Annotated in this window: 21 protein-coding genes; 15 read left to right on the forward strand and 6 right to left on the reverse strand. The window is 70.9% G+C overall.

All coding sequences use genetic code 11. The annotated features are described in order from the left end of the window. Positions 1 to 53: 53 nt before the first annotated feature. The 7 genes from BTM25_RS06100 to BTM25_RS29505 all read left to right on the forward strand — a co-directional run bounded on the left by BTM25_RS06100 (position 54) and on the right by BTM25_RS29505 (position 5,114). The gene (locus BTM25_RS06100; RefSeq protein ID WP_103561737.1) at positions 54 to 344 is read left to right on the forward strand and encodes a WXG100 family type VII secretion target; all 291 of its coding nucleotides are present in this window, start codon (positions 54 to 56) and stop codon (positions 342 to 344) included. A 211-nt stretch (positions 345 to 555) separates the two neighbouring features. Continuing rightward, on the forward strand, positions 556 to 870 hold the full coding sequence (locus BTM25_RS06105) for a WXG100 family type VII secretion target (RefSeq protein WP_103561738.1): 315 nt from the start codon (positions 556 to 558) through the stop codon (positions 868 to 870). 38 nt (positions 871 to 908) lie between these two features. Further along, complete coding sequence (locus BTM25_RS06110; RefSeq protein WP_103561739.1) at positions 909 to 1,199, forward strand: WXG100 family type VII secretion target; 291 nt, start codon at positions 909 to 911, stop codon at positions 1,197 to 1,199. 167 nt (positions 1,200 to 1,366) lie between these two features. Then, positions 1,367 to 1,753 (forward strand): hypothetical protein, encoded by a 387-nt coding sequence (locus BTM25_RS06115; RefSeq protein WP_103561740.1) that lies wholly within the window; start codon positions 1,367 to 1,369, stop codon positions 1,751 to 1,753. A 29-nt stretch (positions 1,754 to 1,782) separates the two neighbouring features. Then, positions 1,783 to 2,991 (forward strand): WXG100 family type VII secretion target, encoded by a 1,209-nt coding sequence (locus BTM25_RS29500; protein WP_168212014.1) that lies wholly within the window; start codon positions 1,783 to 1,785, stop codon positions 2,989 to 2,991. A 97-nt stretch (positions 2,992 to 3,088) separates the two neighbouring features. Continuing rightward, positions 3,089 to 4,435 carry a S8 family serine peptidase gene (locus tag BTM25_RS06125; RefSeq protein ID WP_235828258.1) on the forward strand — a complete coding sequence of 449 codons (1,347 nt, stop codon included), beginning with the start codon at positions 3,089 to 3,091 and terminating at the stop codon, positions 4,433 to 4,435. Between the two features lie 316 nt (positions 4,436 to 4,751). After that, positions 4,752 to 5,114 (forward strand): hypothetical protein, encoded by a 363-nt coding sequence (locus BTM25_RS29505; RefSeq protein WP_168212015.1) that lies wholly within the window; start codon positions 4,752 to 4,754, stop codon positions 5,112 to 5,114. Positions 5,115 to 5,165: 51 nt separating this feature from the next. Here BTM25_RS29505 and BTM25_RS06135 read toward each other — a convergent pair whose 3' ends face one another. Beyond that, positions 5,166 to 6,032 carry a LysR family transcriptional regulator gene (locus BTM25_RS06135; RefSeq protein WP_103561741.1) on the reverse strand — a complete coding sequence of 289 codons (867 nt, stop codon included), beginning with the start codon at positions 6,030 to 6,032 and terminating at the stop codon, positions 5,166 to 5,168. Positions 6,033 to 6,220: 188 nt separating this feature from the next. Between BTM25_RS06135 and BTM25_RS06140 the strand changes: the two genes are divergently transcribed. Further along, positions 6,221 to 6,727, forward strand: a complete 507-nt coding sequence (locus tag BTM25_RS06140; protein WP_168212016.1) for a DUF6817 domain-containing protein — start codon at positions 6,221 to 6,223, stop codon at positions 6,725 to 6,727. Here the strand turns inward: BTM25_RS06140 and BTM25_RS06145 are convergent. From BTM25_RS06145 to BTM25_RS29090, 3 genes are all read right to left on the reverse strand, one after another. Further along, entirely contained in the window at positions 6,708 to 7,082 is a 375-nt protein-coding gene (locus BTM25_RS06145; protein ID WP_103561742.1) for a WXG100-like domain-containing protein, read from the reverse strand. The genes BTM25_RS06140 and BTM25_RS06145 overlap by 20 nt on opposite strands. Before the next feature lie 4 nt (positions 7,083 to 7,086). Next, positions 7,087 to 7,260 (reverse strand): hypothetical protein, encoded by a 174-nt coding sequence (locus BTM25_RS30250; RefSeq protein WP_235828259.1) that lies wholly within the window; start codon positions 7,258 to 7,260, stop codon positions 7,087 to 7,089. Positions 7,261 to 7,429: 169 nt separating this feature from the next. Next, positions 7,430 to 8,209 carry a hypothetical protein gene (locus tag BTM25_RS29090; protein ID WP_146058982.1) on the reverse strand — a complete coding sequence of 260 codons (780 nt, stop codon included), beginning with the start codon at positions 8,207 to 8,209 and terminating at the stop codon, positions 7,430 to 7,432. A gap of 203 nt (positions 8,210 to 8,412) precedes the next feature. Between BTM25_RS29090 and BTM25_RS06165 the strand changes: the two genes are divergently transcribed. The 4 genes from BTM25_RS06165 (at position 8,413) to BTM25_RS29510 (ending at position 12,135) form a co-directional block, all read left to right on the forward strand. Continuing rightward, positions 8,413 to 10,389 carry a MinD/ParA family ATP-binding protein gene (locus BTM25_RS06165; RefSeq protein WP_235828260.1) on the forward strand — a complete coding sequence of 659 codons (1,977 nt, stop codon included), beginning with the start codon at positions 8,413 to 8,415 and terminating at the stop codon, positions 10,387 to 10,389. Continuing rightward, a complete protein-coding gene (locus BTM25_RS06170) occupies positions 10,386 to 10,823 on the forward strand; it encodes a hypothetical protein (RefSeq protein ID WP_103561745.1) in 438 nt (145 codons plus the stop codon). The genes BTM25_RS06165 and BTM25_RS06170 overlap by 4 nt, the downstream gene beginning before the upstream one ends. Positions 10,824 to 11,031: 208 nt before the next feature. Beyond that, complete coding sequence (locus BTM25_RS06175) at positions 11,032 to 11,847, forward strand: hypothetical protein (RefSeq protein WP_103561746.1); 816 nt, start codon at positions 11,032 to 11,034, stop codon at positions 11,845 to 11,847. Positions 11,848 to 11,850: 3 nt separating this feature from the next. Next, positions 11,851 to 12,135 (forward strand): hypothetical protein, encoded by a 285-nt coding sequence (locus tag BTM25_RS29510; protein ID WP_168212017.1) that lies wholly within the window; start codon positions 11,851 to 11,853, stop codon positions 12,133 to 12,135. On the opposite strand, the gene BTM25_RS06185 is transcribed toward BTM25_RS29510, so the two are convergent. Beyond that, positions 12,129 to 13,067 carry a DUF6177 family protein gene (locus tag BTM25_RS06185; protein WP_235828261.1) on the reverse strand — a complete coding sequence of 313 codons (939 nt, stop codon included), beginning with the start codon at positions 13,065 to 13,067 and terminating at the stop codon, positions 12,129 to 12,131. The genes BTM25_RS29510 and BTM25_RS06185 overlap by 7 nt on opposite strands. A 168-nt stretch (positions 13,068 to 13,235) precedes the next feature. Between BTM25_RS06185 and BTM25_RS06190 the strand changes: the two genes are divergently transcribed. Both BTM25_RS06190 and BTM25_RS06195 read left to right on the forward strand, forming a co-directional pair. Continuing rightward, the gene (locus BTM25_RS06190; RefSeq protein WP_168212018.1) at positions 13,236 to 16,127 is read left to right on the forward strand and encodes a methyltransferase domain-containing protein; all 2,892 of its coding nucleotides are present in this window, start codon (positions 13,236 to 13,238) and stop codon (positions 16,125 to 16,127) included. 201 nt (positions 16,128 to 16,328) lie between these two features. After that, on the forward strand, positions 16,329 to 17,519 hold the full coding sequence (locus BTM25_RS06195; protein WP_168212019.1) for a right-handed parallel beta-helix repeat-containing protein: 1,191 nt from the start codon (positions 16,329 to 16,331) through the stop codon (positions 17,517 to 17,519). Positions 17,520 to 17,522: 3 nt separating this feature from the next. On the opposite strand, the gene BTM25_RS06200 is transcribed toward BTM25_RS06195, so the two are convergent. After that, positions 17,523 to 20,213, reverse strand: coding sequence for a hypothetical protein (locus tag BTM25_RS06200; protein ID WP_146058983.1), 2,691 nt, complete (start codon positions 20,211 to 20,213; stop codon positions 17,523 to 17,525). 704 nt (positions 20,214 to 20,917) lie between these two features. Here BTM25_RS06200 and BTM25_RS06205 point away from each other — a divergent pair. Then, the gene (locus BTM25_RS06205; protein ID WP_168212020.1) at positions 20,918 to 24,949 is read left to right on the forward strand and encodes a LamG-like jellyroll fold domain-containing protein; all 4,032 of its coding nucleotides are present in this window, start codon (positions 20,918 to 20,920) and stop codon (positions 24,947 to 24,949) included. Positions 24,950 to 25,054: the final 105 nt, after the last annotated feature.

Below are 25,054 nucleotides of genomic sequence, written 5' to 3' on the forward strand. Positions count from 1 at the left end.
GATCCCCGCTTGCTACAGTCTCGACCCGCAACGACCGTGACGAAGGAGTTCACGTGAGTCAGGCGTTCAGCACGGACTATCAGGCGATGCAGCAGGCCGAACAGATGTTCCAGGCCAAGCACCGCCAGATGGTGGAGCTGCTCGACGCGCTGGAGTCCGACCTCCAGAGCGGCCTCGCCCGCTGGGAGGACGACGCGCGCGACGCCTACTTCGAGGCCCGCGCCAAGTGGGATAAAGCAGCCCGTGACCAGGCGAAATCCATCGACGAGTTCGCCAAGTCGGTGGGCACCGCCCGGACCAACTACCAGAGCGCCGAGCGCTCGAACGTGGACCAGTGGAGCTGACCGCCGACACGATCGGATTTTTCCCGTCCGGAGATCGAACCTTCGGCCGGGTGGATCCGTCTCATGTCATGTGTGACCATTGGTGCAGGTTTCACCGATCAACGTGACGTCGTGCCGAGCCGGGCTCCCCTCGTACCCCGGCCGACGGAGCACAGCGGCCCCCCGCGCCGCGTCAGACGCAAACACGCAGGCTACTGGGAAAGGATGACCCATGAGTCAGAAGTCTTCGGTCGACAGAGCGGAAATGGCCCAGGCGGCCCAGCGCGTCGAGTCCGCCGCGCAGGACCTTCGCAAGATCCAGGGCGACCTCGGCCAGGAGCACGCCCAGCTCTCCGGCCGCTGGGTCGGCGACGCCGGCAGCGCCTTCACCAAGGTCTTCAACGAGTTCGACGGTGAGCTGGGCAAGGTGCTGGAGGTCCTCAACCAGCTCCACGAGAAGCTCGTCCAGACCAAGATCAACTATGAGGCCAGCGAGCAGCAGCAGACCGAGGCCGTGAACCGCATCGCCGGTCTGCTGAACGGCTGACCGACCCTTACGACCCCCCGGGACGAGACGGAGGAACAATGAGCTACAGCTCCATGGACTTCGGCGCGATGCAGCAGGCGTACGCGGCCTTCCAGCAGAAGTACAACCAGATGCAGTCCGAGCTGGACGACCTCGAGAAGTCGGTCGAGAACAAGCTCGGGCAGTGGGAGGACGACGCCAAGAGCGCCTACTTCGACGCCAAGCGTCAGTGGGAGGCGTCCGCCGCCGACATCGGCCGCATCATGCAGCAGCTCGGCGCGGTCATCAACTCCTCGAGCGAGACCGGACAGCACACGGTCAAGTCCAACGTCAACCTGATCAGCGGCTGACCGAGCGGCCGAGCCGCCGCGGCCGGCCGGTCGTGCCCCGAGCGCGACCGGCCGACCTCCGGCGGCCCGCTGGGGCGGTGTGCGTTCGATCCGGCCCCGGCCCCTGATCAGTCACCCCCACCACATCGACTTGAGCGGGACCCCGGCGGGGTCCACGGGAGGTTCCCATGGGCGCTGGACCGAGCGGCAAGAGCGAGATCGACACCACCGAGGCCAAACGCATCCTCAAGATCCTTGAGGACAACCTCGACGCCTTCACGAGCGGTGACGGCACCCCGTCGGATCTCCAGAGCCACGGCAACATCACGCAGGCGCAGCTCGGCGGCCCGCAGTTCGACACGGCCGTGCAGCTCGGCGAGACGACCGCCGACGCCTACCGGGTGATCAGCGAGCAGTACAACAACTTCGTTCAGAGCTACACCCAGGTCATCCAAGCTCTCCGCCGTGCCGTCCAGGGGCACGACGACAAGGAGCAGCAGAACACCGCCACGGTTAACAGCGTGCAGCCGACCAACGTCACCTCCCCGACGACGAGTAACACGCAGACCTACTGAGCCGGGAATCGACGACACGGGAAGACCGAATGACCGAGCACAAGCCCAAAGATTTCCCGATCCGCAGGAACTGCATGGCGCCGCAGCCCTTCAAGGGCGGCATGGATGAGATGAAGCAGATCCTGCAGGCGACGGATCCCCGCGCCGTCACGCGCGCCGGGCAGACCTACAACGCCGCGGCCTCGAAGTTCAACGACGCCGCGGGCGTGCTGCGTGCGCAGGCGTCCGCGCTGAAGGCCGTATGGAAGGGCGACGACGCGGAAGCGGCCATCGAGCAGATGGGCCGTCTGCAGACGTCCGCCACCAACCTCGGCAAGACGGCGGGGGAGACGGGACAGGCGCTCTCGACCTACGGCCCGCAGCTCGAATGGTACAAGCAGCACGCGCCGGGCCAGGGCAACTTCGCCGGCCTGACCACCGGTGACGCCGAGACTTTCGCCGCCGGAACCATGATCGCCGGTCCCACCGGCGGCCTCATCGCGATCGGCGGCAAGAAGCTCGGCGAGGCGCTCGGCATTCTCGACAACGAAGAGGAGAAGGCCGCTCAGGAGCACATGAAGCGGCTGACCGAGCGCAGCGTCCAGGCGCACGAGGGACTGCCCACCAACCTCACCACCGACCTGCCGTACTCGAACACCGAGTACGAACCCCCGAAGAATCCGTACCGCGGCGGTGGCGGTGGCGGAGGTGGGGGCGGCGGAGCCCACGTTCCGACGAACCCGTACGGCAACAACCCGGGTGGCGGACAGCACATCCCCACCAACCCGTACGGCAATCACCCCAACGGCAACCAGCACGTCCCTAACCCGTACGGCAACAACCACCCCACCAACCCGGGTGGTCAGCACGTGCCTAATCCGTACGGCGGCCACAAGCCGGGTTCGAGCGACCTGGCCGGTCTGCCGGGCGGGGGTGCGGGCGGCGGCCTCGGCTCGGACCCGTTCGGCGGTGGCGGCGGTCTGGGCGGCGGCCTCGGCTCGGGCGGTTTCGGCGGCGGAGCCGGAAGCGGCGTCCCCGGCGGCATGCCGGGCGGACTGGGCGGTGCCGGTGCTGGCCTCGGTGCCGGGATGCGCGGCGGCAAGCCCGGCGTCGGCGGCGCGGGTGGCGCTCCGATGGGCGGTCGCGGCGGTGGCGGCGGCAAGGGCGAGGAGGAGCACGAGCGCACCACCTGGCTGACGGAAGACGAAGACGTGTGGGGCGGAAACGACGACGACACCGCTCCCCCCGTGATCGGATGACGACGACCGTCCGATCCGGGAACCCGGTGTGACGCGGCGTGGGCAGTTCGAGATACTCGGGCTGCCCACGCCGTGTTCGTTTGAATGAGGTGGTGCTGTGCGACGGTTGACACGATGGCTGAGCGCCGTCGGCGCGAGTTCGGTGCTCGTACTGACGGGCTCCCCTGCGGGCGCTGCTCCCGGCCCCCTACCGCAAGAGTGGTGGTTCAAGGCCTGGGACATCCAGCACGGTGTCTGGCCGGTCAGCAAGGGCTCGGGCGTCACCGTGGCCGTCATCGACACCGGTGTCAATGCCAGTCTTCCCGACCTGAAGGACGCCGTCGTCGCCGGAAAGGACTTTGAATCCGGCGAGAACGCCACGGCGGGCAGTGGTGACGGCCGGACGGACACCGACGGCGACGTCGGCCATGGAACGGGAATGGCCTCCCTCATCGCGAGCAGAGGCACCGGGACCGGCTACATGGGCGTCGCGCCGGAGTCCAAGATCCTTCCGATCGTGTCGGCCGGGCCGTCGATGCCGAGTGCAGTGCGCTACGCGGTGGACAACGGGGCCCAGGTCATCAGCATCTCCCAGGGCTTTCCCGCTTTTCAGAAGCAGTGCCCGCTGAGTCTTCAACAGGCCATCGGCTACGCGATCGACCACGGTGCGGTCGTGGTTGCGTCGGGTGGCAATGACGGCAACGCTGGAAATGCGGTGAAAGCTCCCGCAGTCTGTGCGGGGGTCCTGGTTGCCGGAGCGCTCGACAATCAGAAGAACATCTACGTGAACAACGATCGCCATCCGTATATCTCGGTGGCAGCTCCCGGTTACCTCGTCGGTGCGCTACAGAAGAACGGCCAGTTCAACCCCCAACTCTCCGGTACCAGCCAGGCGGGTGCGCTGACGGCTGCCGCCGTCGCTCTCGTGCGTGCGAAGTTCCCGAGTATGTCGAACCGTGACGTGGTGCAGCGGATTATCGGCACCGCCAAGGACGTCGGTCCGGCGGGTCGCGATGAGCAGTCCGGGTACGGCGTCGTCATTCCGTCCGCCGCGCTGACGGCGAGCGTTCCGAAAAACGCGCCGAATCCCGTTTTCGCCAAGTACGACAAGTGGAAGGCGTCGCAGCCGAAGACCGGTGACACGCCGACGACCCCGAAGACCAAGTCGGCCATGGAGAAGAACAGCGACAAGGCCGCGCGGAACACCAAGATCTTGCTGATCGGTGTCGGAGTCGTCGCGCTTCTCGTGATCGTCGTTGGCGGGCTGCTCATCCTGCGGGGGCGGGGGCGCAAGAACCCGCCGCCGCCTCCGGGCGCGCCCGGCACGCCGCCGTCATGGGGCGGCACGGCGGGTCCCGGTCAGCAGGTCCCGCCGCAGCGCGGCCCGGGAGGTCAGCCCTACTCGCCGCAGCCGGGGCCAGGTCGACCGCCGCAGGCGCCGCCGAGCGGTTCCGGTCCGCGATAGAAGAACGTAACTTCCGCGAAGTCCGACGTTGGCGGAGTGCTTTCGCCGCTCCGCTTGCGTCGGCCTTCTCGTTTGCCGAGCGTGCGCACTGGCGCTGCCATTGTCGTGGTCGCCGGGAATGGTGGAAGCGGAAGGCGGGGGTGGAGAGGGGACCGGTAGCGTGGGGCGTGCCGGGGGCGCGACCACCGCAACCGGCGCAGCGACTTCTTCCCCCACAGGGGCAGCTCCCGCCCCGGTTCGGACCGGGTGGCCCCCAACCGGGGTGCGTACGGTTCCGGACGACCGTGAACGTGCGAACGATCCGAGGAAAGGCATCGTGAAGAACAAGCTCCTATTGGTCCCGGCCTTGGCGCTGGTCCTCTCCGCAGCCGCGTGCGGTGGAGACGACAAGGCGTCCGACCCTCCCTCGTCCGGGACGACCCCCACCAGCACGGCGACCGCGCAGCCGTCGCAGAATGGCGCGACCCCGTCCGCGTCGGCGACGAACGGAGGCGGCGGCGGTTCGGCCTACGCGAGCGACATGGAGAAGGTCGCCGCGTGCATGCGCGCGAAGGGCTATGACGCGCAAGTGCCGCCGGGCGGCAACATTCCGATTCTCAAGAACATCAAGGACCAGGCGAAGGCGTCGGGTGACCTGAAGAAGTGCCAGGAGAAGATTTTGGCGCCTCCTGGCGGCTGAGCCGCGACGAGCGGACGGGCCGGGGTGGTAATTCCCGGCCCGTCCGGCGTTTCAGGGGGTGACGAGGGCGGCGAATTCGGCGGCCGGGGGGCTCAGGGCCGTCCATTGGCGGGCGGCCCAGCCGACGCTGATCGGTGCGAGGGACGGAATCGGGACCGTTACGAGCGGCGTGCCGGCGGCCAGGCGGGGGAGCGCGGGCAGCACCGCGTGGCCGACGCCGAGTTCGGCGAGGAGGGCCGCCGTGTCCCAGTCCGCGACGCCGACCGGTTCGGGACGGCCGCAGCCGAGCCGGACGAACTCCTCTTCCAGCCGCCGCCGCGACGTCGAGTCGTCCGGCTGTGCGATGTACCGGATGCCGGCCAGATCGTCGGGGAGGATCGCCTCCCGGGACGCCAGCGGGTCGGACGCGTGGACGGCCAGAACCCACGGCAGGTCCACCACGGGGCGATGCTCGATGCCCGGCAGCGGTTCGCCGAGCGTGATCCACGCGAGGTCGACGCGTCCGCCGCGCAGGAGTTCCACGCAGCGCTGCGTGGAGTGCGCCGCGTGGAACTCCAGGGACGTCCGGGGGCGTCGGCGGCGGAACTCGGCGATGCCGTCCGCCATGAAGTGCCGGACGGTCACGCCGCCCGTCGTGATGCGCACCGCGCCGCCGCCGTCGCGCAGTTCGGCGAGCCGGGCGAGGCCCGCGTCGAGCGCCGCGATGCCGCCGAGCGCCGCCTCGTAGAGGACGCGTCCGGCCTCGGTCGGCACGACGCCGCGCGGACGCCGTTCGAGCAGCGGCAGGCCCGTCTCGCGTTCCAGCCGCCGCACGTGCTGGCTCACGGCGGACTGCGTCCGGTCCAGGTCGCGGGCGACGGTGCTGAGGTTCCCGGTCTCGTAGACGGCGATGAAAACCCGAAGGTCGTCCAGAGTCACAAGTAAAAGCTAGGGCAAACCCAAGGAAACCCATGAATTGACTGGGGTCGCGGCGGCTTCCAGGATGGGACGCGGAAACGGCGGCAACCCGTCCGCGGCCCGCCGCACGCCGTCCGGTGTCCCGGGACATACGGCGCGGCGGCGCGTGGTGCGGCGGACGGGTGTCGACCCCACGGAAGGCGGGACCGATGACCGAGCAGGCCGCCCGCGCGCTGCTGGCCGAGCGCGGAGCCGGGACGGTCCCGCATCCGGGCGGGACGCTCGCGGCGCATCTGGACCGCGTCCACGCGACGCTCACCGCGTGGGGCGCGCGGCCCGAACTGCGCCTCGCCGGGCTCTGCCACGCGTTCTACGGCACGGACGGCTTCCCCCGCGCGCTGGGCCGCCGCGACGAGCTGGCCCCGGTGATCGGCCCGGACGCCGAGGCGCTCGTCTACTTCTACGCGAGTTGCGACCGCGCGTTCTCCTACCCGAGGCTCGTGGACGGCGGGACGTTCCGTGACCGTTTCACCGGCGCGGTGTCGGTCCCGGACACGGCGGCGCGGCGGGACTTCGCGGAACTGACCGTCGCGAACGAACTGGACGTCCTGCGCCACGCGGACTTCGACGGCGCGGAGCTGCTGGCCCTGTTCGCCGCCTGGACGCCGTTGCTCGGCGAGGACGCGCGGCGCGCCGTCAGCCGAGCAGCATGGTGATCGCCTGGTTGATCAGCTCGTCGATGATCATCCCAGTGATCTCCTTGAAGATCGGGATCTCCGCGAGCGAGGCACCGAACGCCGCGCCGACCGCCGTCGCGCCCATCGAGGCGTCCTTCAGGACGGCGGCGGGGGAGTCCTCCGCGGCCCACGCCTTCTGGAACGCCTCGATGTCGTCGCCCTCGTTGGCCGCGGGCACCCGCTGGGCGGCCGACTCGATGTCCGCGGACACCGAGCCGACCGTCCCGGAGAACTCCCTCCAGGTCGAGCCGAGCTGGAACAGCTTCGTCTCGTCCGCCTCCGGCCAGTTGTAGCCGAGCAGGCTGATCAGCTCGCCCGGGAGCTGGAGGCCCACCCGCTCAGCCGCCGTTCAGCGCGGCGGTGATCCCGCCGACCATCGACTGCTCGGCCTTCTCGTGGTTGTCGGCCATCGCCGCGAGCGTCTCGCCGAACGTCGTCAGGTCCTCGGCGGCGCCGGAGAAGGACTCGTCCGCCTGGTCCTGGATCGCGGTGTACGACTCACCGATGATCATGCCGATGTCGTCGCCGTTCCATGCCCTCGACGGTCGACTTCAGCGCCGTCCACTGCTCGTTCAGCCGGTCGCCCGCGGCGGACAGTTCACGGCCGGCGTCGCGCAGCGTCTCCGGTCAGACGGTGTACCTGTTCGTCGTCACGAGCGCCTCCCCGCGTCACGTGCGCCGTCAGTTCGTCCAGACGAGGACGTTGCTGACCTCGGTGCCGAGTTCGCCGGCCGTCACGTACACGGTGCCCTCGCGTCCGCCGGTCGCCGCGCCGCTCGCCCAGTAGGACTGCGCGTAGATGATGCGGGCCCCCTGCGTCCAGCTCCGCGTCCACGACTCGGGCTCGCGGCCGAGGCGCGGCAGGCCGCTCTCGATGGACGGCATCAGCAGGATCGGCGCCGCGCCCTGGTTGGTGGCGTCGCTGACGGACGACGCGGTGGACTCGTCGGCGAACTGCGCGATCGAGATCACCGTCATGACGGTCCTGGACGAGTTCGCGTACACCGCCGAGCGCATCAGCCCCACGCACGGGTACCGGCTGAACACCGGGGTCAGTTCCTTGTCGGCGCGGGAGGAGCAGGTCGCCTCCTTCGTGCCGGCGCGGGTGAAGGTGTTGCCCTTCGCCGTCCGGATGGTCGCGCCGAGCACGCCGTCGATCCCCCCGGACGTCGAACTCGTCGTGGTCGGCGTCGGGACGCTGAACGTCGGCGGCGAGTACGTCGGCAGCGTGATGTGGCGGCGCGGCTTGTCCCCGCTGTTGGCCACCACCACGATGACGACCGCGATGATGATGACGACGACGAGCCCGCCGCCCGCGAGCAGCGCGATCAGCACGCCCGCGCCGCTGTTGCGCGGCGGCGGGGGCGGCGGGTAGCCGCCGGGCGGGAACGGTCCGGGGGGAGGGGGCGGCTGCTGACCGGGCGGGTAACCCGGCTGACCAGGCCATTGGGGGGAGGACATGGCAACTCCGGCCGGTACTGGGGCGAAAGAGGACAATCGCCGGGCGGAAGATCCGATAAGACTAGCCGTCCGAGCCCTGTCCGGGCTCATCGGCTGGTGGGTATGACGGTGGTCGTGCCGGTTCGGTTCACCCGCCCGATGTGATCACCGCTACGCGGCACCCCCCGCGTCTCGTAGGCTTGCGGTGAGGGAAAGGGAGGCAGGTGTCCGATTCGAGCTGGCAGCAGGCCGTCCTCGGGGAACTCGGCGTGGCCCGCCGGGGACTCCAGGCCCTGAACACCGCGTCGGCGGCGGCACCGGGCTCGGACTGGGGCGCCGACTCCGCGCCCCGCGCGGTCGCCGAACCCGAGCCGATCCCGGTCACCCCCGACCCGCTGCCCGCACCGGTGCCCGCCCCGCCGCCGTCGTTCACCCCCGTCCCGGAACCGGCCGCGCCCCCTTCTTTCGCCGCCCCGCCCGCACCGCCGTCCTTCGAGACGCCCGCGCCGTCGTCCGACGCGCCCGCCGCCGCGTCGCCCACGCCCGCCGCGCCACCGGTTCCGCCGTCGTTCGAGACGCCCGCCGCCGCTGCACCCGCGCCGCCGTCCTTCGACGCGCCCGTCGCGGACGCGCCTGCGGCACCCGGCGCCCAGCCGCCCGGCCCGCCGTCGTTCGACGCGCCTGCGGGGGAAGCGCCCACGCCCTTCGCGCCCGGCGCCGAGCCGCCGGGTCCGTCGTTCAGGACGCCCGCCGGGGAGACGCCCTCGCCTCCGGCGCCCGCGCCCGGCGCCGTGCCGCCCGGCCCGCCGTCTTTCGACGCTCCCACCGGGGCGCCCGGCTCGCCGCTGTTCGACGCGCCTCCCGCCCCGCCTTCGTTCGATGCGCCCGGTGCCGCGCCGTCCGGGCCGCCGTTCGACGCGGCCGGGCCGTCGGGGTTCGCGCAGGCGCCCGGTGCGACGGGCGGGGAGCCGGTGAACGCGTTCGCGCAGCCGCCGGCCGAGCCCGCCCAGCCGGTCGTCATCAACCCGTACGGCGACGGCGCGGGTGGGCTGCAGCGCGACCCGTTCGGCGACACGCCGGAGCCGCCGGCCGAGCCCGGCCCCGCGTCCGCGCCGCAGCCCGCCGTCCCGCCGCTCTACAACCCCGACTTCGACCCGGAGATGGCCGTCGCGCCGACCGTGGGCGGCGCTCCGGGGGCGCCGCCGCCCGACGCCGGGTCGGACGAGCCGGAGAGCCCGGTCCCGTCGGCTCCCCGGCAGGCGCCGGCGCAGCCGCAACAGCAGCACGGCGGCGTGCCGATGGCGGACGACCTCGTCCGCAAGAACCAGCACGGCGACCCGCTGATGCGCCGCTTCGGAAGGGCCGCGCGCAAGGCCGTCGGCGCGACGGGCCCGCAGGACCCGGCGACGCAGGCGGAGATCGCCGCGCTGCTGCAGCGGGCCGTCCCGAGCTACCGGCAGATCGCGGTGGCGAGCGTGCGCGGCGGCGCGGGCAAGACGAGCATGGCCGCGCTCCTGGCGACCGAGCTGGCCCGGCACCGCGCCGACCGCGTGATCGCGATGGACGCCGACGCCGAGCTGGGTTCGCTGCCGCTGCGCCTCGGCGTGCGTCCCGAGCAGTCGCTGTTCGACCTCGCGGCGCGTCAGCCGCGCACGTTCGACGAGGCGGCGCAGTTCCTCGCGCGGACGGAGGCGGGCCTGTGGGTCCTGTCGTCCACGCGCGGCGGGCGCATCGCGGGCGAGTTCACGATCGAGACGTTCCAGGCGGCGCTCGCGGCGATCAGCCGGTACTTCGCCGCCGCCGTCGTGGACTGCGGCGCGGGCATCCTCACCGAGCTGCACCGGGGGATCCTCGGGCAGACGCACGGGCTCGTCCTGGTGACGCCCGCGACGGCCGACGGCGCGCTGAGCGCCCGGGGCGCGCTGGAGTGGTTCGCCGGGAACGGGCAGCAGGCGCTGCTGTCCCGGACGGTCATCGCGATGGTCACGCACGCCCCGCAGGTCGGCGCGGACCTGGAGCGCGCGCGGGAGATGCTGGCGGCGTGGGGGCTGCCGATCGTGCTCGTCCCCTACGACCGGCATCTGGCCGCGGGGGGATCGCTCGACATGACCAAGATCGGGGAGGCGACCCGGCCGGCGGCCGGGCTCATCGCCTCCGAGGCGTTCGCGCGGGCCCTCGGCGGCGTGGGGGTGGTCCGGTGACCTGCGACCTCGTCGCGCTCACCCGGCGGCAGCCGGACGTGTTCGCGGTCGCCGACGGCATGATCGCGATGGGCGAGCCGCTGGAGCTGCGCGGCGGCGACCCCGAGCCGACGCAGTTGTTCGACGCCGAACACCGGCTGCTCGTCTCCATCGAGGACCCGGTGCTCGTGTCGGTGCCGACCGAGGTCGGACGGCTGCTCGGCGCGGACGTCGCGGCGCGGGTGGCGGCGCCGGTGTGGTGGGTGGAGGTCCGCGCGTCCGGCGACGTCCCGGACGCGACGCGGGTCGCGCGCCGGTTCGCCGACGACCTCGTCCGGTGGGCGGGCGGCATCGTCTATCCGGACAATCTGACCGAGTCCCCGGCGCTGAGCTGGCGCGCGGGCGCGCCGCAGCACGCGGGCCACCAGCAGGGGGCCGGTAACGTCATCCGCTGACGCGCGATTTCTCCTGTGTCGTGTGTCTCAGTCCGCATAAGGCGGTCGGTGCCGGGTAGACGCCGTGCGGGGTTGGATGTGGAGTCGGGGCCTGCCGCCGTTCACCGGTGGCGGGCCCTGACGCGTCTCCGCCGATTGACGGATTTGACAGGGACGTCCGACATGGTTCGCTAGTCCCCTGTCGTAGATCATCCGAGGAGCCGCCGAGGTGTCGACACCAGGTCCCGGGCACCCTCCGTTCCCGCCCCCCGGCGGTCCCGGCGGCCCGCCCCCCGGCCCGCACGGCCCGTTCCCCGGGCCGCCGCCCGGCCCGGCCTACCCGCCGCCGCCCCGCAGCGGCGGCGGCGGAGTGATCATCGCGGTCGTGGCGGGCGCCGTCGCGTTCCTGCTGGTCTGCGGCGCGGTCCTCATCGTGGCGGTGAACGGGAGCCGCCGCCATCACCGGGCCGTCGAGGCGCTGCGGTCATTCACGCCGCCGCCCGTCCCGACGTTCAGCGCGCCGACGTACGAGCCGAGCACGCCGACGCCCAGCCCGACGCCGACGCGGACGCCCGTCCGGGTCACCGAGAGCTTCCTCGCCTCGACCGTCAAGACCGACCGGGGCCGCTACCGCCTCGCGACGCGCTGGACGAAGTCGTGCGCCGCCGCCGCCAAGCCCGGCCTCGCCGCGCTGCTGCGCTCGTCGCCCTGCACCGGCAGCCTGCACGGCGGCGAGTACCAGGCGCCGAACCACAGCGTGTACGTGCAGATCAGCGTGCTGGAGTTCGGCAGCGAGGGCACGGCGCGGCGGATGGCGCGCAAGGTGAACGCGAACAACGCGCCGAAGATCAAGGTGGCGTACGGGTCGGAGCCGGGGCACTGGTGGTCGAGCCAGAGCGTCGGACGGTTCGTGCTGATCCGGCAGTCGTTCGTCAGCGGCTCGAACGTCCCGGGGCCGCGCAGCGGACCTGCGCAAACCTACGGCGCCGACCTCATCCACATGTTCGGTGCCGAACTCAGCAACCTCTACACCTGGGGAGACTGACCCATGCAGTCCTCACGCGCCGGGTTCTCGCTGATGACGATCCTCGGCGTCCTGTGCATCGTCGGCGGGCCGGCGCTGGAGTTCCTGAACCTCGTCACCGTCGGCGACGACGAGCGCGACGCCAAGACGATCCCGGAGATCCGCGCGCTCGCGCTCATGACCGTGATCGCCGGGGTGGGGTTCCTCGTCGGGGCGGTCGCGATGAAGCTCGGTTCGGCGCCCGCGCCGCGTCCGGCGGCGCCGCCGTTCGTCCCGCCGCAGCAACAGGGGTACGGACAGCCTCAGTGACCGAGGTGCCGGACGAGCGCCCGGTGCCGCTGCCAGCCGTCCGGTGAGCGGCCGTCGCCGAGCGTGAACAGCGTCATCGGGGCGCGAGCCGGACCGGCTTGCTGGGCCGGGACGCCCGCCGGCCCGGTGACGTTCCCCGCGACGGCCATCGCGACCGGCGCGGCGGCGCCCGTCCAGCGCGGCTCGACGGTGAGGTCCGCGCGGCCCGGCGTGAGCTGCGCGAACAGCGAGGTCAGCGGCTGGTCGGCGGCCATCGCGGCGACGAGCGAGCCGAGGTGCTGGAGCGGCGGCGGATCCTGCGGGGCGTACCCGACGGTGACGGTCGTGGACTCCTCGACCGCGCCGCCGTCCACGGTGGCGAACTCGCAGACGGCCTGCGCGGGACGCGGCCCGTCCCCGCCGACGATGATGCGCGCGGTGGAGCGTCCCCGCGCGTACTCGGTGAGCCGGTCGGGCTGCCACGGATGCTCCAGCGGCTCGGCCGGGCCCCAGCCCGCCGGCCACTTGCCGGTGAGCAGTTGCAGCAGCCGGTCGACCGCGCCGCCGAGCAGCCCCTCGGCGGGGTGCCGGACGCGGTAGGCGAGCCCGAGCTGCACCCCGATCGGCGCCGTCGGACGGGTCGTGAACCCCGGCGCATAATCGCGGGCGTCCGGGACGGGCACGAACGTCGTCCCCGACCACTGCAACGGCCGCCCCGACAGGCCTTCGTAATAACCGTCGCCGTTCCGTACGACCCACTGCGCGCCCGCACCCGCCGTGACCGTCCGCAGCGGCAGCGACAACCGCGACTCCAGGGGCGTGACGAGCTGCAGCGTGCGCCCCGACTCCTCGCAGTCGCGCAGGGCGCCGCCGATCCAGGCGCTCAGCGCCACCAGGGGACGGTCCTGGAGCACGACCATCGCCTGTTCGGTGAGTGCGTCCACAGTGCTCATCTCCGCCCGAGTCTAGTGATCTCCCGGGACGGCGGCGATCCCGAACGGACGAACGGGATGCTCCCGGGCGGCCTCTCTGAGTAAACTGTCCCGGTTTCTGAAGTGATGTTGATGGGTCGGATGTGTTGTCCGGCCACGGGGTCGAGTGTCCGCGTGATGGGGAGCGCCATGACCAACGGTGACCGGATCTCCGAGCTCTACAAGGGCGAGATCTGGAGCGAGCGCGTGCAGCGGGCCGCCCGTTCGCGCATCGACTGGCTGGTCGCGCAGGCGTCGGGCGACGTCCTCGACCTCGGCTGCTCGCAGGGCATCGCCGCGCTGCTGTGCGCGCGGCGCGGGCTCCGGACGCTCGGCCTGGACATCGAGGCCGACCGGATCGAGTACGCGCTGGCCGACCGGGAGCGCGAGCCCGGCGTCGTCCGCGAACTGCTGGCCTACCGCGTCGCCGACGCCCGCCGCCTGGACGTCCCGGACGCGTCGTTCGACACCGTCCTGCTCGGCGAGGTCGTCGAACACCACCTGGACGCGTCGCCGGTGCTGGCCGAGGCGGCGCGCGTCCTGCGCCCGGCCGGACGTCTCGCGCTCACCACCCCGTTCGGCTACCACCCGCACCACGACCACCGCGCGACGTTCTACGTGGCGTCGCTGGTCGCCCTGGTGGCGCCCTACTTCACCGTCGATTCCCTCGACGTGGTGGACGGCTACCTGCGCGCCGTCCTCACCCCCGGCCCGATGGACGCCGGGACGACGCGCGACCTCGTCCACGCGATGCAGCCGGTGCTGGAACAGGAGTTCGTGCGAACCGAACGCGAACTGTCGGAGCAGCGCCGCCGCGCCGACACCGCGACGAAGGAGAAGACGGCGTCCTACGAGCGGCTGGAGGCGCGCCTCGACGCGATCGCCGCGCAGCAGGACGCCACCATCGCCGACCTGGAGGCCAAGCTCGCGGCGCTGCGCGAGGAGAACGCGCGCCTCGGCGAGACGCTGCGCCGCGAGAAGGCGGCGGCGGAGGAGCGGGTCCGCGCGGCGCGGCGGCAGGCGGCCGGGCTGGAGCAGACGGCCGGGAAGCTGAAGGACGTCGAGGGCAAGCTGGCCTACCAGGAGTACCGGACGCGCTACCTGGACTGGCAGCTCAAGTCCACGCAGAACCGCCGCTGGTGGCGGGTCGGCGAGTCGCTGTTCGGCGTCCGCCAGGACCCGCGCCGCGGCCTGTTCGGCCTGCCCGCCGACATCCTGCGCGCGTCGGTGAAGGTGCCGATGCCCCAGCCCCCCGAAAAGCCCGCCCACCGCCGCGAACGAACGGTCACCGTGTCCGCGTCCGGTGCGCAGGCGGCGCGGACGATGCCGGAGATTCCGAAGATCGTGCTGCCGGACGGGCCGGTCAATCGTCCCGACCTGACCGTTCTCACCATTCTCGACACGTTCTCCGCCTCGGCGTTCCGTTTCGAGTGGCGACAGGTCGAGCCCGGCCCGGACGATTGGCGGGAGGTCGTCGAACGGGAACGGCCCGACCTGCTGTTCGTGGAGTCCGCGTGGGCGGGCAACGAGGGCCGCTGGCGCCTGCAGATGAGCGGGAAGAACGCACCGGGCCGGGAACTGCGCGCACTCGTCGAGCACTGCCGGGAAAAGGGGATCCCGACCGTCTTCTGGAACAAGGAGGACCCGCCGAACTTCGACGTCTTCATCGAGACGGCGAAACTGTTCGACACGGTCTTCACCACGGCCGGCGACATGATCCCGCGCTACCGCGAACTGCTCGGGCACGACCGCGTCGCCGTGCTGCCGTTCGCCGCGCAGCCCCGGCTGCACAATCCGGTGAGCGTGCCGGGCGGACGGCGCAACGACGTGGCGTTCGCCGGGACGTACTTCAGTCACAAGCACCCGCGCCGGGCCGAGCAGATGGCGGCCGTGCTGGAACCCGCGCGTTCTTTCGGCCTCGACATCTACAGCCGGATGCTCGGCGAGGAGGACCGTTTCCAGTTCCCGTCCGGTCTCGCCGACCATGTCGTCGGCTCGCTGCCCTACGACCGGATGCTCACCGCCTACAAGGCGTACAAGGTCTTCCTCAACGTGAACTCGGTGCTCGACTCGCCGACGATGTGCGCCCGCCGGATCTTCGAATTGTCGGCGTGCCGCACGCCCGTGCTGTCGGGCCATTCGGCGGCCATCGAGCGATTCTTCCCCGGGCTGGTGACGATCACCCGCACGGAAGAAGAGACGCGCACCCTGCTCGGCGGGCTGCTCGCCAACTCCGAACTGCGCGACCGGCAGGCGCACCTGGCGATGCGGGAAGTGTTCGCGCACCACACGTTCGGCCACCGGGTCGACACGGTGCTGGAACAGATCGGCCTGTCGCGTCCGCTGCCACGCCCGACGGTGTCGGTCATCCTGCCGACGAACCGTCCCGACAGGCTGCCCGCCGCGCTGGAGCAGATCGGCCGCCAGCACTGGAAGGAACTCCAGCTCGTCGTCGTGCTGCACGGGCTCGACGTGCAGCCGGAGAAGGTCCAGGCACGCGCGGGCGAGGCCGGGATCGACAACGTCGTGGTGCTCGAAGCGGACGCCGCCCTGCCCCTCGGCGCCTGCCTGAACCTCGGCATCGAGGCCGCCGACGGCGACCTGATCGCCAAGATGGACGACGACGACATCTACGGCGAGCACTACCTGTCGGACCTGATCCCGGCCTTCTCCTACACCGATGCGGGCATCGTCGGGAAGCAGGCGTGCTACGTGCGGCTCGAAGCGAGCAACGCCACGCTGCTGAGCAAGCCGGAGGCCGAGCACGCCTACACCAGCCTCGTGCGGGGCGGCACGATCGTCGCCCGCGGCGACGTCCTGCGCGACCTGCTGTTCGACCCGCTGCCGCGCGGATCGGACACGCAACTGCAGCGCCGTGCGAAGCAGGAGGGCGTCCGCATCTATTCGGCCGATCGGTTCAACTACGTCTACGTTCGCGGCGCGGACCCGTCCGCCCACACCTTCCCGGTGCAGGACGCCGAACTGCTCAAGCAGGCACGGGTCGAGTTCTACGGGCCGCCCGAGGCGCACGTCTGCATCTGAGCGGCGCGAACTTCGGCGGGCCTTCGGACGTTGCTCCCCGTGGAGCGCCCCGCCCGCCGCCGCCGTCCTCGGCGGTCTGGGACAGTTGAGGGCACGAGACGGTGTGCCGGACACGGGCCCGACACAGGAGGCGGAGATCGAACGTCGGAAGAACGAGCCGGCCGGCGGGTCGCGTCCCGGTGACGCCGTCCGATGACCGGGGTGATCGAGCCGCAACGGCCGCCCGACGGTGCGGTCCGTCCGCCCGCCGCTCCCGCGCGTTCCCGCAGCGCCCGGACGACGGCGTTGCTCTCCCTCGCCGCCGGGGCGGGCGGAAGCCTGCTGGTCTCCGTGGTCCTCACGGGGATGGCGAGCGGCGACCGGCGTGAGCCGCATCTCTCGCCCTCGGCGGCGGGTGCGCCGCCGGTCTTCCGCGTCTATCTCGACGCCGCCGGATCGGACGCCGCCGACGGCCGGGACCCTGCCCACGCCGTGGCGTCGCTCGCGCGCGCTCAGCAGGTCGTCGCCGCGGCCCGGCCGAAGACCGACGTGGAGATCCGCATACGCCGGGGCGTCTACTCGTCCCCGCCGCTGATCTGGAAGACGTACGTCCCCGGGCACTCGATCAGCTTCCTTCCGGCCGACTACCGGTACGGCGGCGACCTCGCCGGCATAGCGGGCCGCCCGGTCTTCCGGGGAACCGGCGGCGTCGGGTACTGGCTGCGCGCCGAACCGCCGCCCGCCGGCACCGGCGACACCGCGCTGCGCTTCTACTACCTTCAGGTGGAGCGGTACTCCAGCGGCGGGATCATGTTCGACGGCGGGACCCGTCCGTCATCGGCCGGCGTCCTCGTCGGCGGGCCGACGAGCGTGGACGGCAACACCGTCTACGGCGTCCGGTTCAGCGCCATCGGGTCCAAGTACGTCCCGACGGCGCTCGGCTATGGCGCGGTCGACCTGGTCAACTCGCGGCGCAACATCATCGAGCAGAACGAGTTCTCCGGCATCGAGAACAGCGGTGATCCCGCCCAGGCGGCACTCGTCCACGGCGTCTACCTCGCCCACCGGAGCAGCGGCAACATCATCCGCGGCAACCGGTTCGACATGGTCAGCGGCGACCCCGTCCGCACGCGCAACGCCAGCGGCGACAACAAGGTCTCCGGCAACGTCTTCGTGCGCGCGGGCTCCAAAGCGTACTTCTCGGACTGGTTCCAGCGACGGGCGGACGCGTCGGTGCCGCGTGAGTGCGCGTCGCTGGAGAACCGCTTCTACGACAACACGCTGACGTCCGGGTACAACGGTCCCGTGCGCACGTGGTCGGCGTCGCCGGGCACGGACACCTCCACGGGCGGGACGGGCTGCGGACCCGAGCCCGCCCAGCGCGTCCTCGCCTGGGGCAACCGCACCGGCTGACCGTCAGGACTCGTCGAACCGCCACAGCGTCAACTGGTCGCCGTCGCCGCCGGTGGAGATCCCGACGCCGAGCAGGCCGCCGCCGGACGCGGTCAGCGCGCCGATCTGCTGCCGTCCCTCACCGGAGAGGCCCGGCCCCTGCGGGACCGTCGGCTGCCAGGCCCGGCCGTCCTCGGACGTCCACCGGATCGTGTCGCCGTCGTGCCAGCTCCCGAACATTCCGACCAGCGTGATCGTGCCGTTCCGCGCCGCCGCCGCGCCGAGGAAGCTCGCGGCGTTGCCTGTCGGCGTCGGCAGGGCGCTGCCGCGCCAGGTGTTCCCGGCGTCGCTCGACGCCACCGCGACCGCCCGGTCGCCCGGCGCCTGGCCCTCGCCCCCCGCGACGAACACGCGGCCGGCCGCGACGATGTGCGTCAGCCGGGTGTTCTGCACGCCCGCCGGTCCGACGGCCTCCTTCTCCGTCCACGCCAGGCCGTCGTTCGACACCCAGATCGCGGGCCGCGCCGGGTGCGTCGCGGGCACACCCTTCGTCGAGCTGGCTCCGACCGCCGCGAACCCGGTGGGCGTCGCGGCGACCGCCGTCATCTCCCGGGACGTTCCGCGCCCGGCGGCGAGCCCGTCCTGCCGGGCGGGCTGCCACGACCGCAGGTCCGCCGAGAACCACGCGACGGCCGACGACTCCCGGTCGCCGAGCGCGTCACGGCCGACGATCAGGTAGCCCTTCGGCCCGGCCGCCACACCCGCGAGCGTCACCGAACGCCCGCCGTGCGGAGCGAAGGCCGACGGATCCTGCCACTGCCACGCGGTGCCGTCCGCGGACGTGGCGAGCAGCGGCCTGCGGCCGTCGGTCCCGATCGCGAGCCAGCCCCGCGACCCGTGGGCGACCTTCAGGAGCCGCTGCCGCTGGTTCGTGGCGGCGACGGACGGGACGGCCGCCCGCTTCCAGGACGTGCCGTCGGAACTCGTCCACACGGCGGCGCGCCCGTTGGTGCTGCCGACCGCGACGAACCGCCCGCCGGCGTTCGCGACGTCCACGACCGACCGCTCGGTGACGACCGCGCCGGGCACCCTGCGCAGATCGACGGGCGTCACCTGCCCGCCCGCGCCGACGAGGAGCTGGTAGTCCTGATCGGTCTGCCGGCTGCTGCCCCCGATCACCAGGGCGCCGCCGGCCACCGTCACGGCGTTGAGCTTGCGCTGCGGCCCGGTGCCGAGATCGGCGCCCTGGCCCCATGCCGAGCCGTCCGTGCTCTGGAACGCGACCTCGCGGCCGTCCGCCGTCGAAGCCAGGAGCGCGAAGCCCGAATCGTCGCCGGCCAGCCGCACCGGCTCGATCCCGGACCCGGCCTCGATCTTTCCGGCCTGCTCCCACTTGCGGCCGTCGCCGGATCGGAACGCCATGCCCGGCCGGGCGCTGCCCGACTTCCCGCGGCGCACGGCGAGGAAGCCCGAACGGTTCGCCGCCAGATGCAGGTCGCCGAACGCCCCGGACGCGGTCGGGGCGCCGAGCGCCTGCCAGGTCCGTCCGCCGTCGGTGGAGCTCCAGAGCCCGGCGACCGTGCTCTTGCGCTTGACGACCGTCCCCGCGACGAGGATCGTCCGGCCCGTCGCCACCGCGTAGCGCAGCGCGCCGAGCCCGTCCTTGCCGGTCTTCATGCCGATCGCGCGCCCGGTGAGGCGCTGCCAGTTCGTCCCGTCGGGGGACCGCCACAGGATCGGCGCGTCGCCCTTGCCGGACGAACGATGGCCGACCGCGAGGTATCCCCGTCCGGCACGGGTGACCTGCTCGATGACGTCGCCCGCGGTGAAGACGCCCGGCTTGGCGGCGGTCTGCGTCCAGGTCCGTCCGTCCGCGCTGGTCCAGACGTTCTCCGTGGCGTTGCCCGCGCCGAGCGCGACCCAGCCGCCCGCCGCGCCGAACACCGCGTCGGGCCCGCGTCCGAGCGCGGGGCCGCCGTCCTTCATCCGGACCTTCGCCACCTGCCACGTCCGGCCCTGGTCGGCGGAGTAGAGGAACTTCGGCCGGGGACTGAGCGCGCCGGTCTGCGAACCGGCGACGACGACCGTGCCGCCCGCCGCGGACGCCGCGTTGATCGACTGGTCGAGCCCGTCGGAGGGCGCGCCCTTGTCCACGGCGAAAAGCGCGTCGGCGAACGATGACGGATCGCCGGCGCCCGGACCGTCGTCGCCGCCGGACATGAGGGCGTAGACGCCGTATCCGCCCCCGCCGACCACGGCCAGGGCGACGAAGCCCGCAATGACCGGCTTCGCGGGAAAGGCGCGGCGGCGCTTGGCCTTGTTCTTCCTGGCCTCGACGATCCACGGCTCGACGACCTGCGGCGGGACACCGGCTCCGCCGGACGGTGACTGCCTCGGCCCCGTCTCCCAGGGCTGCTGGACGACGGGCGGCGGCGCGTACGGCCGATGCCCGGCCTCCGGCTCCGCCCGGGGCGCGGGCGGTGGCTGCCGCTGGAGCGAGCCCGGACGCGGCGGCGGGGACGTCGTCTCCCAGGGCTGCTGGACGACGGGGGGCGGGCTGTACGGCCGGTGCTCGCCGGAGTCGGTGACGGTCTCCTCGGCCCACACGGGCGGCGGTGGCGCCGGAGCCGGGCTGAGACCGCCGCCCCGCGCCGCGTCGCCCTGGGGCGCCGGAGCCTCGCTCTTGGCGGTCCGCTCCTCCTCCGGCTCGGTCACGGCCCAAGGAGGAGGCGGCGGAGGGGAGAACTGCCAGTCCTCCTGACCGCCGTCAGCCGTGGAGTCGTTGCCGGACGTGCTCACGTTCCCCTCCGGAGGAGTGCTGTTCAGGAGCCTGAATACGGCACAAAGCACCCTACGGGGTTCCTCGCCCGCCGTCATTCGAGTCCCGGTACCCGCCGTGCCCGTTCAGGTGCCGCGCTGCCTGGCGCTCCCGCGCCGTCAGGAGTCCGGCCGGGACGGGAGGGCCGCCGTGCGCAACATCTTGCGGGCGACTACGCGGCGTATCTGTCCATGACAAATTTTCGTCGTTCTTTGTTTCGGTTGGAGAAAACTTCCTGCGGTAGATGGCTTCCGTACAATCGCGTCACTTTTCAATAACGAAATAATATCGGTCCTTGTCGTCGGCCCATGGAACGTGCCGTCGCCCGAAGGTGGCTACGCAGCGTCGCTGTATCGGTGAAATATCCCTGTGGTGCAGGGGGTTGCGGCGTCCTGGTCAGTAGGTTTACGGGGATCCGGGTGATTCATGCCACAAATTAGCCGTCACGGAGAGTCTTGTCATGCGCTGTTGATCATCTTAGGTTGAGGGCGTTTTATGACGGTCTTATCTGGCAGGGGTCCGTATGCGCCATCTCCGGCTGCGCTTGAGAGATCATCAACAGCGCTCGCATCATGGCGTTATCCTGCGTCGCTCGGCTTGGATGACTTCCATCCTGACCACTGTTATGGCGGCGGCGTCGCTACAGTCGGTGACCATCGCGCATGCCGACCCACCGGCCACCGCGGTGCTGGCGCCGACGGAAGAAGCCGCGCTCGCCAAAGCCAAGAAGACGGGGGACCCCGTCGAGGTCACGGCGTTCCGGGACGAGCGCCGGACCGTTTACGCCAACCCGGACCAGACCTTCACCGCCGTGCAGAGCGTGCGCGCCGTCCGCGTGCGCAAGGGCGACGGATGGGCGACACCGGACGCCACGCTCGTCAAGGCCAAGGACGGTTCGCTCGTCCCCAAGGCGGCGAATCTCGCCATGCGCTTCTCCGCTGGCGGAACCGGCGCGGTCGTCCGGATCGAGCGGGCCGGCCAGAGCTTTTCGCTGGCCTGGCCCGGCCGTCTCCCGGAACCCACGATCCAGGGCGCCACGGCTACCTATGCCGACGTACTGCCGGACGTCGACCTGATCGTCAACGCCGACATCGACGGTTTTTCCCACGTCTTCAAGATCAAGTCACGGGAGGCGGCCGCGGACCCGCGCGTCCGGCGCCTGACGCTCACCACCGGGGGAAACGGCGGCGTCCGCTCCGTCCAAGGCGGCGGCGTCCGAATCGTGGATCACTCGGGGGCGCCGCTCCTGGACGCGCCGCAGCCCCTGATGTGGGACTCGCGCAAGCCCGCGGCCGAGAACCCGAAGGCCGACGCTCCCGGCGCCGTCGACCTGCGCAAAGGACCGTCGGAGTCGTCTCGCCAAGGCGAGGCGGCCGTGACGCTCGACCGCCGCAACCTCACCATCGCACCCGACGCGACGCTCCTCTCCGCGAAGGAGACGACGTTCCCGGTCTATGTCGACCCCGTCTACAAGACGGCGACGCGTACCGGCTGGACGATGGTCGCGAGCGGTTACCCCACGACTGAGTACTGGGGATTCCCCGGCAAGGACAACGAGGGCAGCGGCAAATGCCCCGCACTCTCCGGCGACCCTTACTACTGCAACGGGACGGGCACGAAGCGCCTCTTCTACTCGATCCCCACGTCGGCCTTCAAGGGCAAATACATCATCAGTGCCGAGTTCGCCGTCACTTTGCGTCACACGTACAGCTCGTCCGCCAAGGGCGTCGACCTGCACTGGACGTCGAAGTCCATTGGCACGGGCACCAACTGGGACAACCAGCCGGCCTCGGGCGACATGAACTTCCTCCAGACGAAGTCGCCGACCAACGCGACATCGTCCTGCACCTCGACCAACCAGAACGTGCGCTTCGACGCCAAGGCCGCAGTGCAGGCAGGTCTTTCCAACACGACGTTCCGCGTCCGAGCCGACGACGAGAGCGACTACACGTACTGGAAGCGGTTCTGCGAGAACGCTCAGCTCGAGGTGCACTACACGACCGCGCCGAGCCAGCCGAAGCAATCGGAACTCAAGATGACGCCGGGCGGAAGCTGCATCAGCGGGACCGGGCGTCCGTACGTCGACGAGCCGCCGAAACTGTCGGCGACTCTGCGGGATCCCGACAACGAGCAGGTGCGCGGCCAGTTCTCGGTCAGTTGGGTCGGCACTGACGGGGTCAAGGTCACCAAGACCTACACGACCGGCTACAAGGGCAGCGGCAGCAGGTTCGATTATTCGCTCGTCGGTGTCGGCATACCGCAGAACACGGTCATCGGTTGGGAGGTCCGCGCTTCCGACGGCTATCTCTGGGGGCCCTGGAGCTGGGAGGGCTCGCAGACGTCCTGCCAGTTCATCTACGACGCGACCAAACCGAAGCCGCCGACCGTCACCTCGACGACCGGACACGCCGTGGGCGAGTACGGATCGTTCACCTTCAAGGCGTCGGACACTGACGTGGTCGCGTACAAATACGGGTTCAATGACGAGGCCGAAACCGCGCATACGATCCAGACGACTTCCGGCGGTGCACAGACGGTCCGATTCATGCCTGATGATGACGGACCGCAGTGGGTCTCGGTGGTCGCCGTGGACGGCGCGAACCAGACGAACCCGGTCGTCGCAAACTTCGAGTTCTACGTCGACCCGGGACGTGGGCCACGAGCCGCCTGGGACCTCAACGAGAACGCGGGCGCGACGCAGGCCATCGCGCGTGACCTCCCTGACACCACGGGGACTCTCAGCGGCAGCGCCCAACTCGGCGGTTCCGGCGCGGTCGGCGGTTCCCTCGCACTGGACGGAGGCTCGGTACAGACCGGTCAAAAGGTTGTCGCCACCGACCAGAGCTACTCCGTCAGCGCATGGGTGAAGCTGACGAGTTCGACGCAGTACGGGACGGTCATCAGCCAGGACGGCGACCGCAACAGCGGATTCGAACTCGGCTACTACCCGTCCTCGGGGAAGTGGTCCTTCTGGCGGACCGATACCGACACCGACAGTGCGCCGATCAAGACGGCCTCCGGATCGACGGCGACGCTGAATACATGGACCCACCTCGTCGGCGTCTACGACAAGTCGGCCGGCCAGTTGCGGCTGTATGTCAACGGTTCGCTGGCCGGGACCGTCGCCGTGACGGGCGACTGGGCTGCATCGGGTCCGCTGCAGATCGGTCGCGGCAAAGTCAATGGCGCGTACGCCCACTGGTGGCGGGGTGGCGTCGATGACGTGCGGGTCTATGACGAGTTGCTGTCCGAAACGGATATCGCCGACCTGTACGCGCGCAAGTCTGCGCCGCCGCCCGCCTTGGCGCGTTGGAGTCTGGACGAGCCGACGGGCGCTACGCAGGTCACCGGTGTGCCCGAGCGATACGCCGCCGGACGGGTCGGGACGGTGCAGTTCGGTGCACCAGGCGTCAAGGACAAGGCGCTTCGGACCATCGGCTGGGAGTCGGCCGGTGCCCTGGAGGCCGCCGGGCCTGTCGTCCGCACCGATGAGAGCTTCTCGGTGAGCGCCTGGGTCTATCTCGACAAAAACGATATCGGCGGCTACGCGTTGGGCCAGGACGGAGCATCGGAGAGTGCTTTCCAGCTCGGCTACGAGTCAGCCCTCAAAAAATGGGGGTTCCGCATGAGGGGGGCCGACAACGCCACAGGAACATGGATCAACGCGTTCTCTGCACAGCCCGCCGAACTCAACGACTGGGTGCATCTCGTCGGCGTCCATGACGCAGTCGCCAAAAAGATCTATCTCTACGTGAACGGCGCGCTCACCGGTACTGCCGACAACCCGAACCCTTGGCACGGCGAGGGTTCGCTGACGATCGGCCGCAACAAGTATCACGGCCAGGCGTCGTCCTACTGGCACGGTTATATCGACGACGTCAAGGTGTTCGATCGTGTTCTGGTTCCGGGAGACATTCCCGGTCTATACGCGCTGGCGCCGGAACGGCGCGGATACTGGCAGCTCAACACGGCGACGGGCGGCGTCAGCCCGGAGCAGCGCAACGGTACGGGAATGACCCTCACGGGAGACGCGACGATCTACACCCCGCCGCCCGACGATGATCCCTTTGATCCGTCGCGGCCCGCCATGGTCGGGTCGGGGCACCTGCGGTTGAACACGACAGGCACGGACGGTGCGGGGACCACACCCGCGGTGATCCAGACGAATCGAAGTTTCACCGTCACGCTCCGCGCGAGGCTCGCGTCGGCTGACCCGGTGAGTTCGATGACCGTCCTGTCGCAGGCCGGGACGACGGGATACGGCTTCGCGATCCGCTATGACAAGGCCACCGGCCAATGGCAGGTCGTGATGCCGAAGACCGACGGTGGCAGCGAAGTGGTGTCGGTGAACTACACCCAGGCGCAGGCATCGTCGGACGAGGCCGGGCAGGCGATCGCCATCGTCTATGACCACACCGTCGGCGAACTCCGAATCTATGTCGACGGTGACGAGGACGCCGCCGCCAAGGTTCCCTACTTCAGCACCTGGAATGCCGTGGGGCCGCTGCGCCTCGGGGGATCCGGCTCGGAAGCGTTCATCGGCGAAGTAGATGACGTCCGCGTCTACGCCGGAGCCCTGGACGAAAAGACTTTGCAAATCCTGAAAGACAGGACGGAACAGCCGGATCTCTGAAGGCCGTGACCGGTTGAGAAGCAAGCGTCCCCTGTGCTGATCTTGAGAGCGAGAGCCAGCCCATGCAGTCGTCCCGAGTACTCATCGGCCTTCGTCGATGCGCCC

This window comes from Actinomadura rubteroloni (assembly GCF_002911665.1).
Lineage (GTDB): Bacteria > Actinomycetota > Actinomycetes > Streptosporangiales > Streptosporangiaceae > Spirillospora > Spirillospora rubteroloni.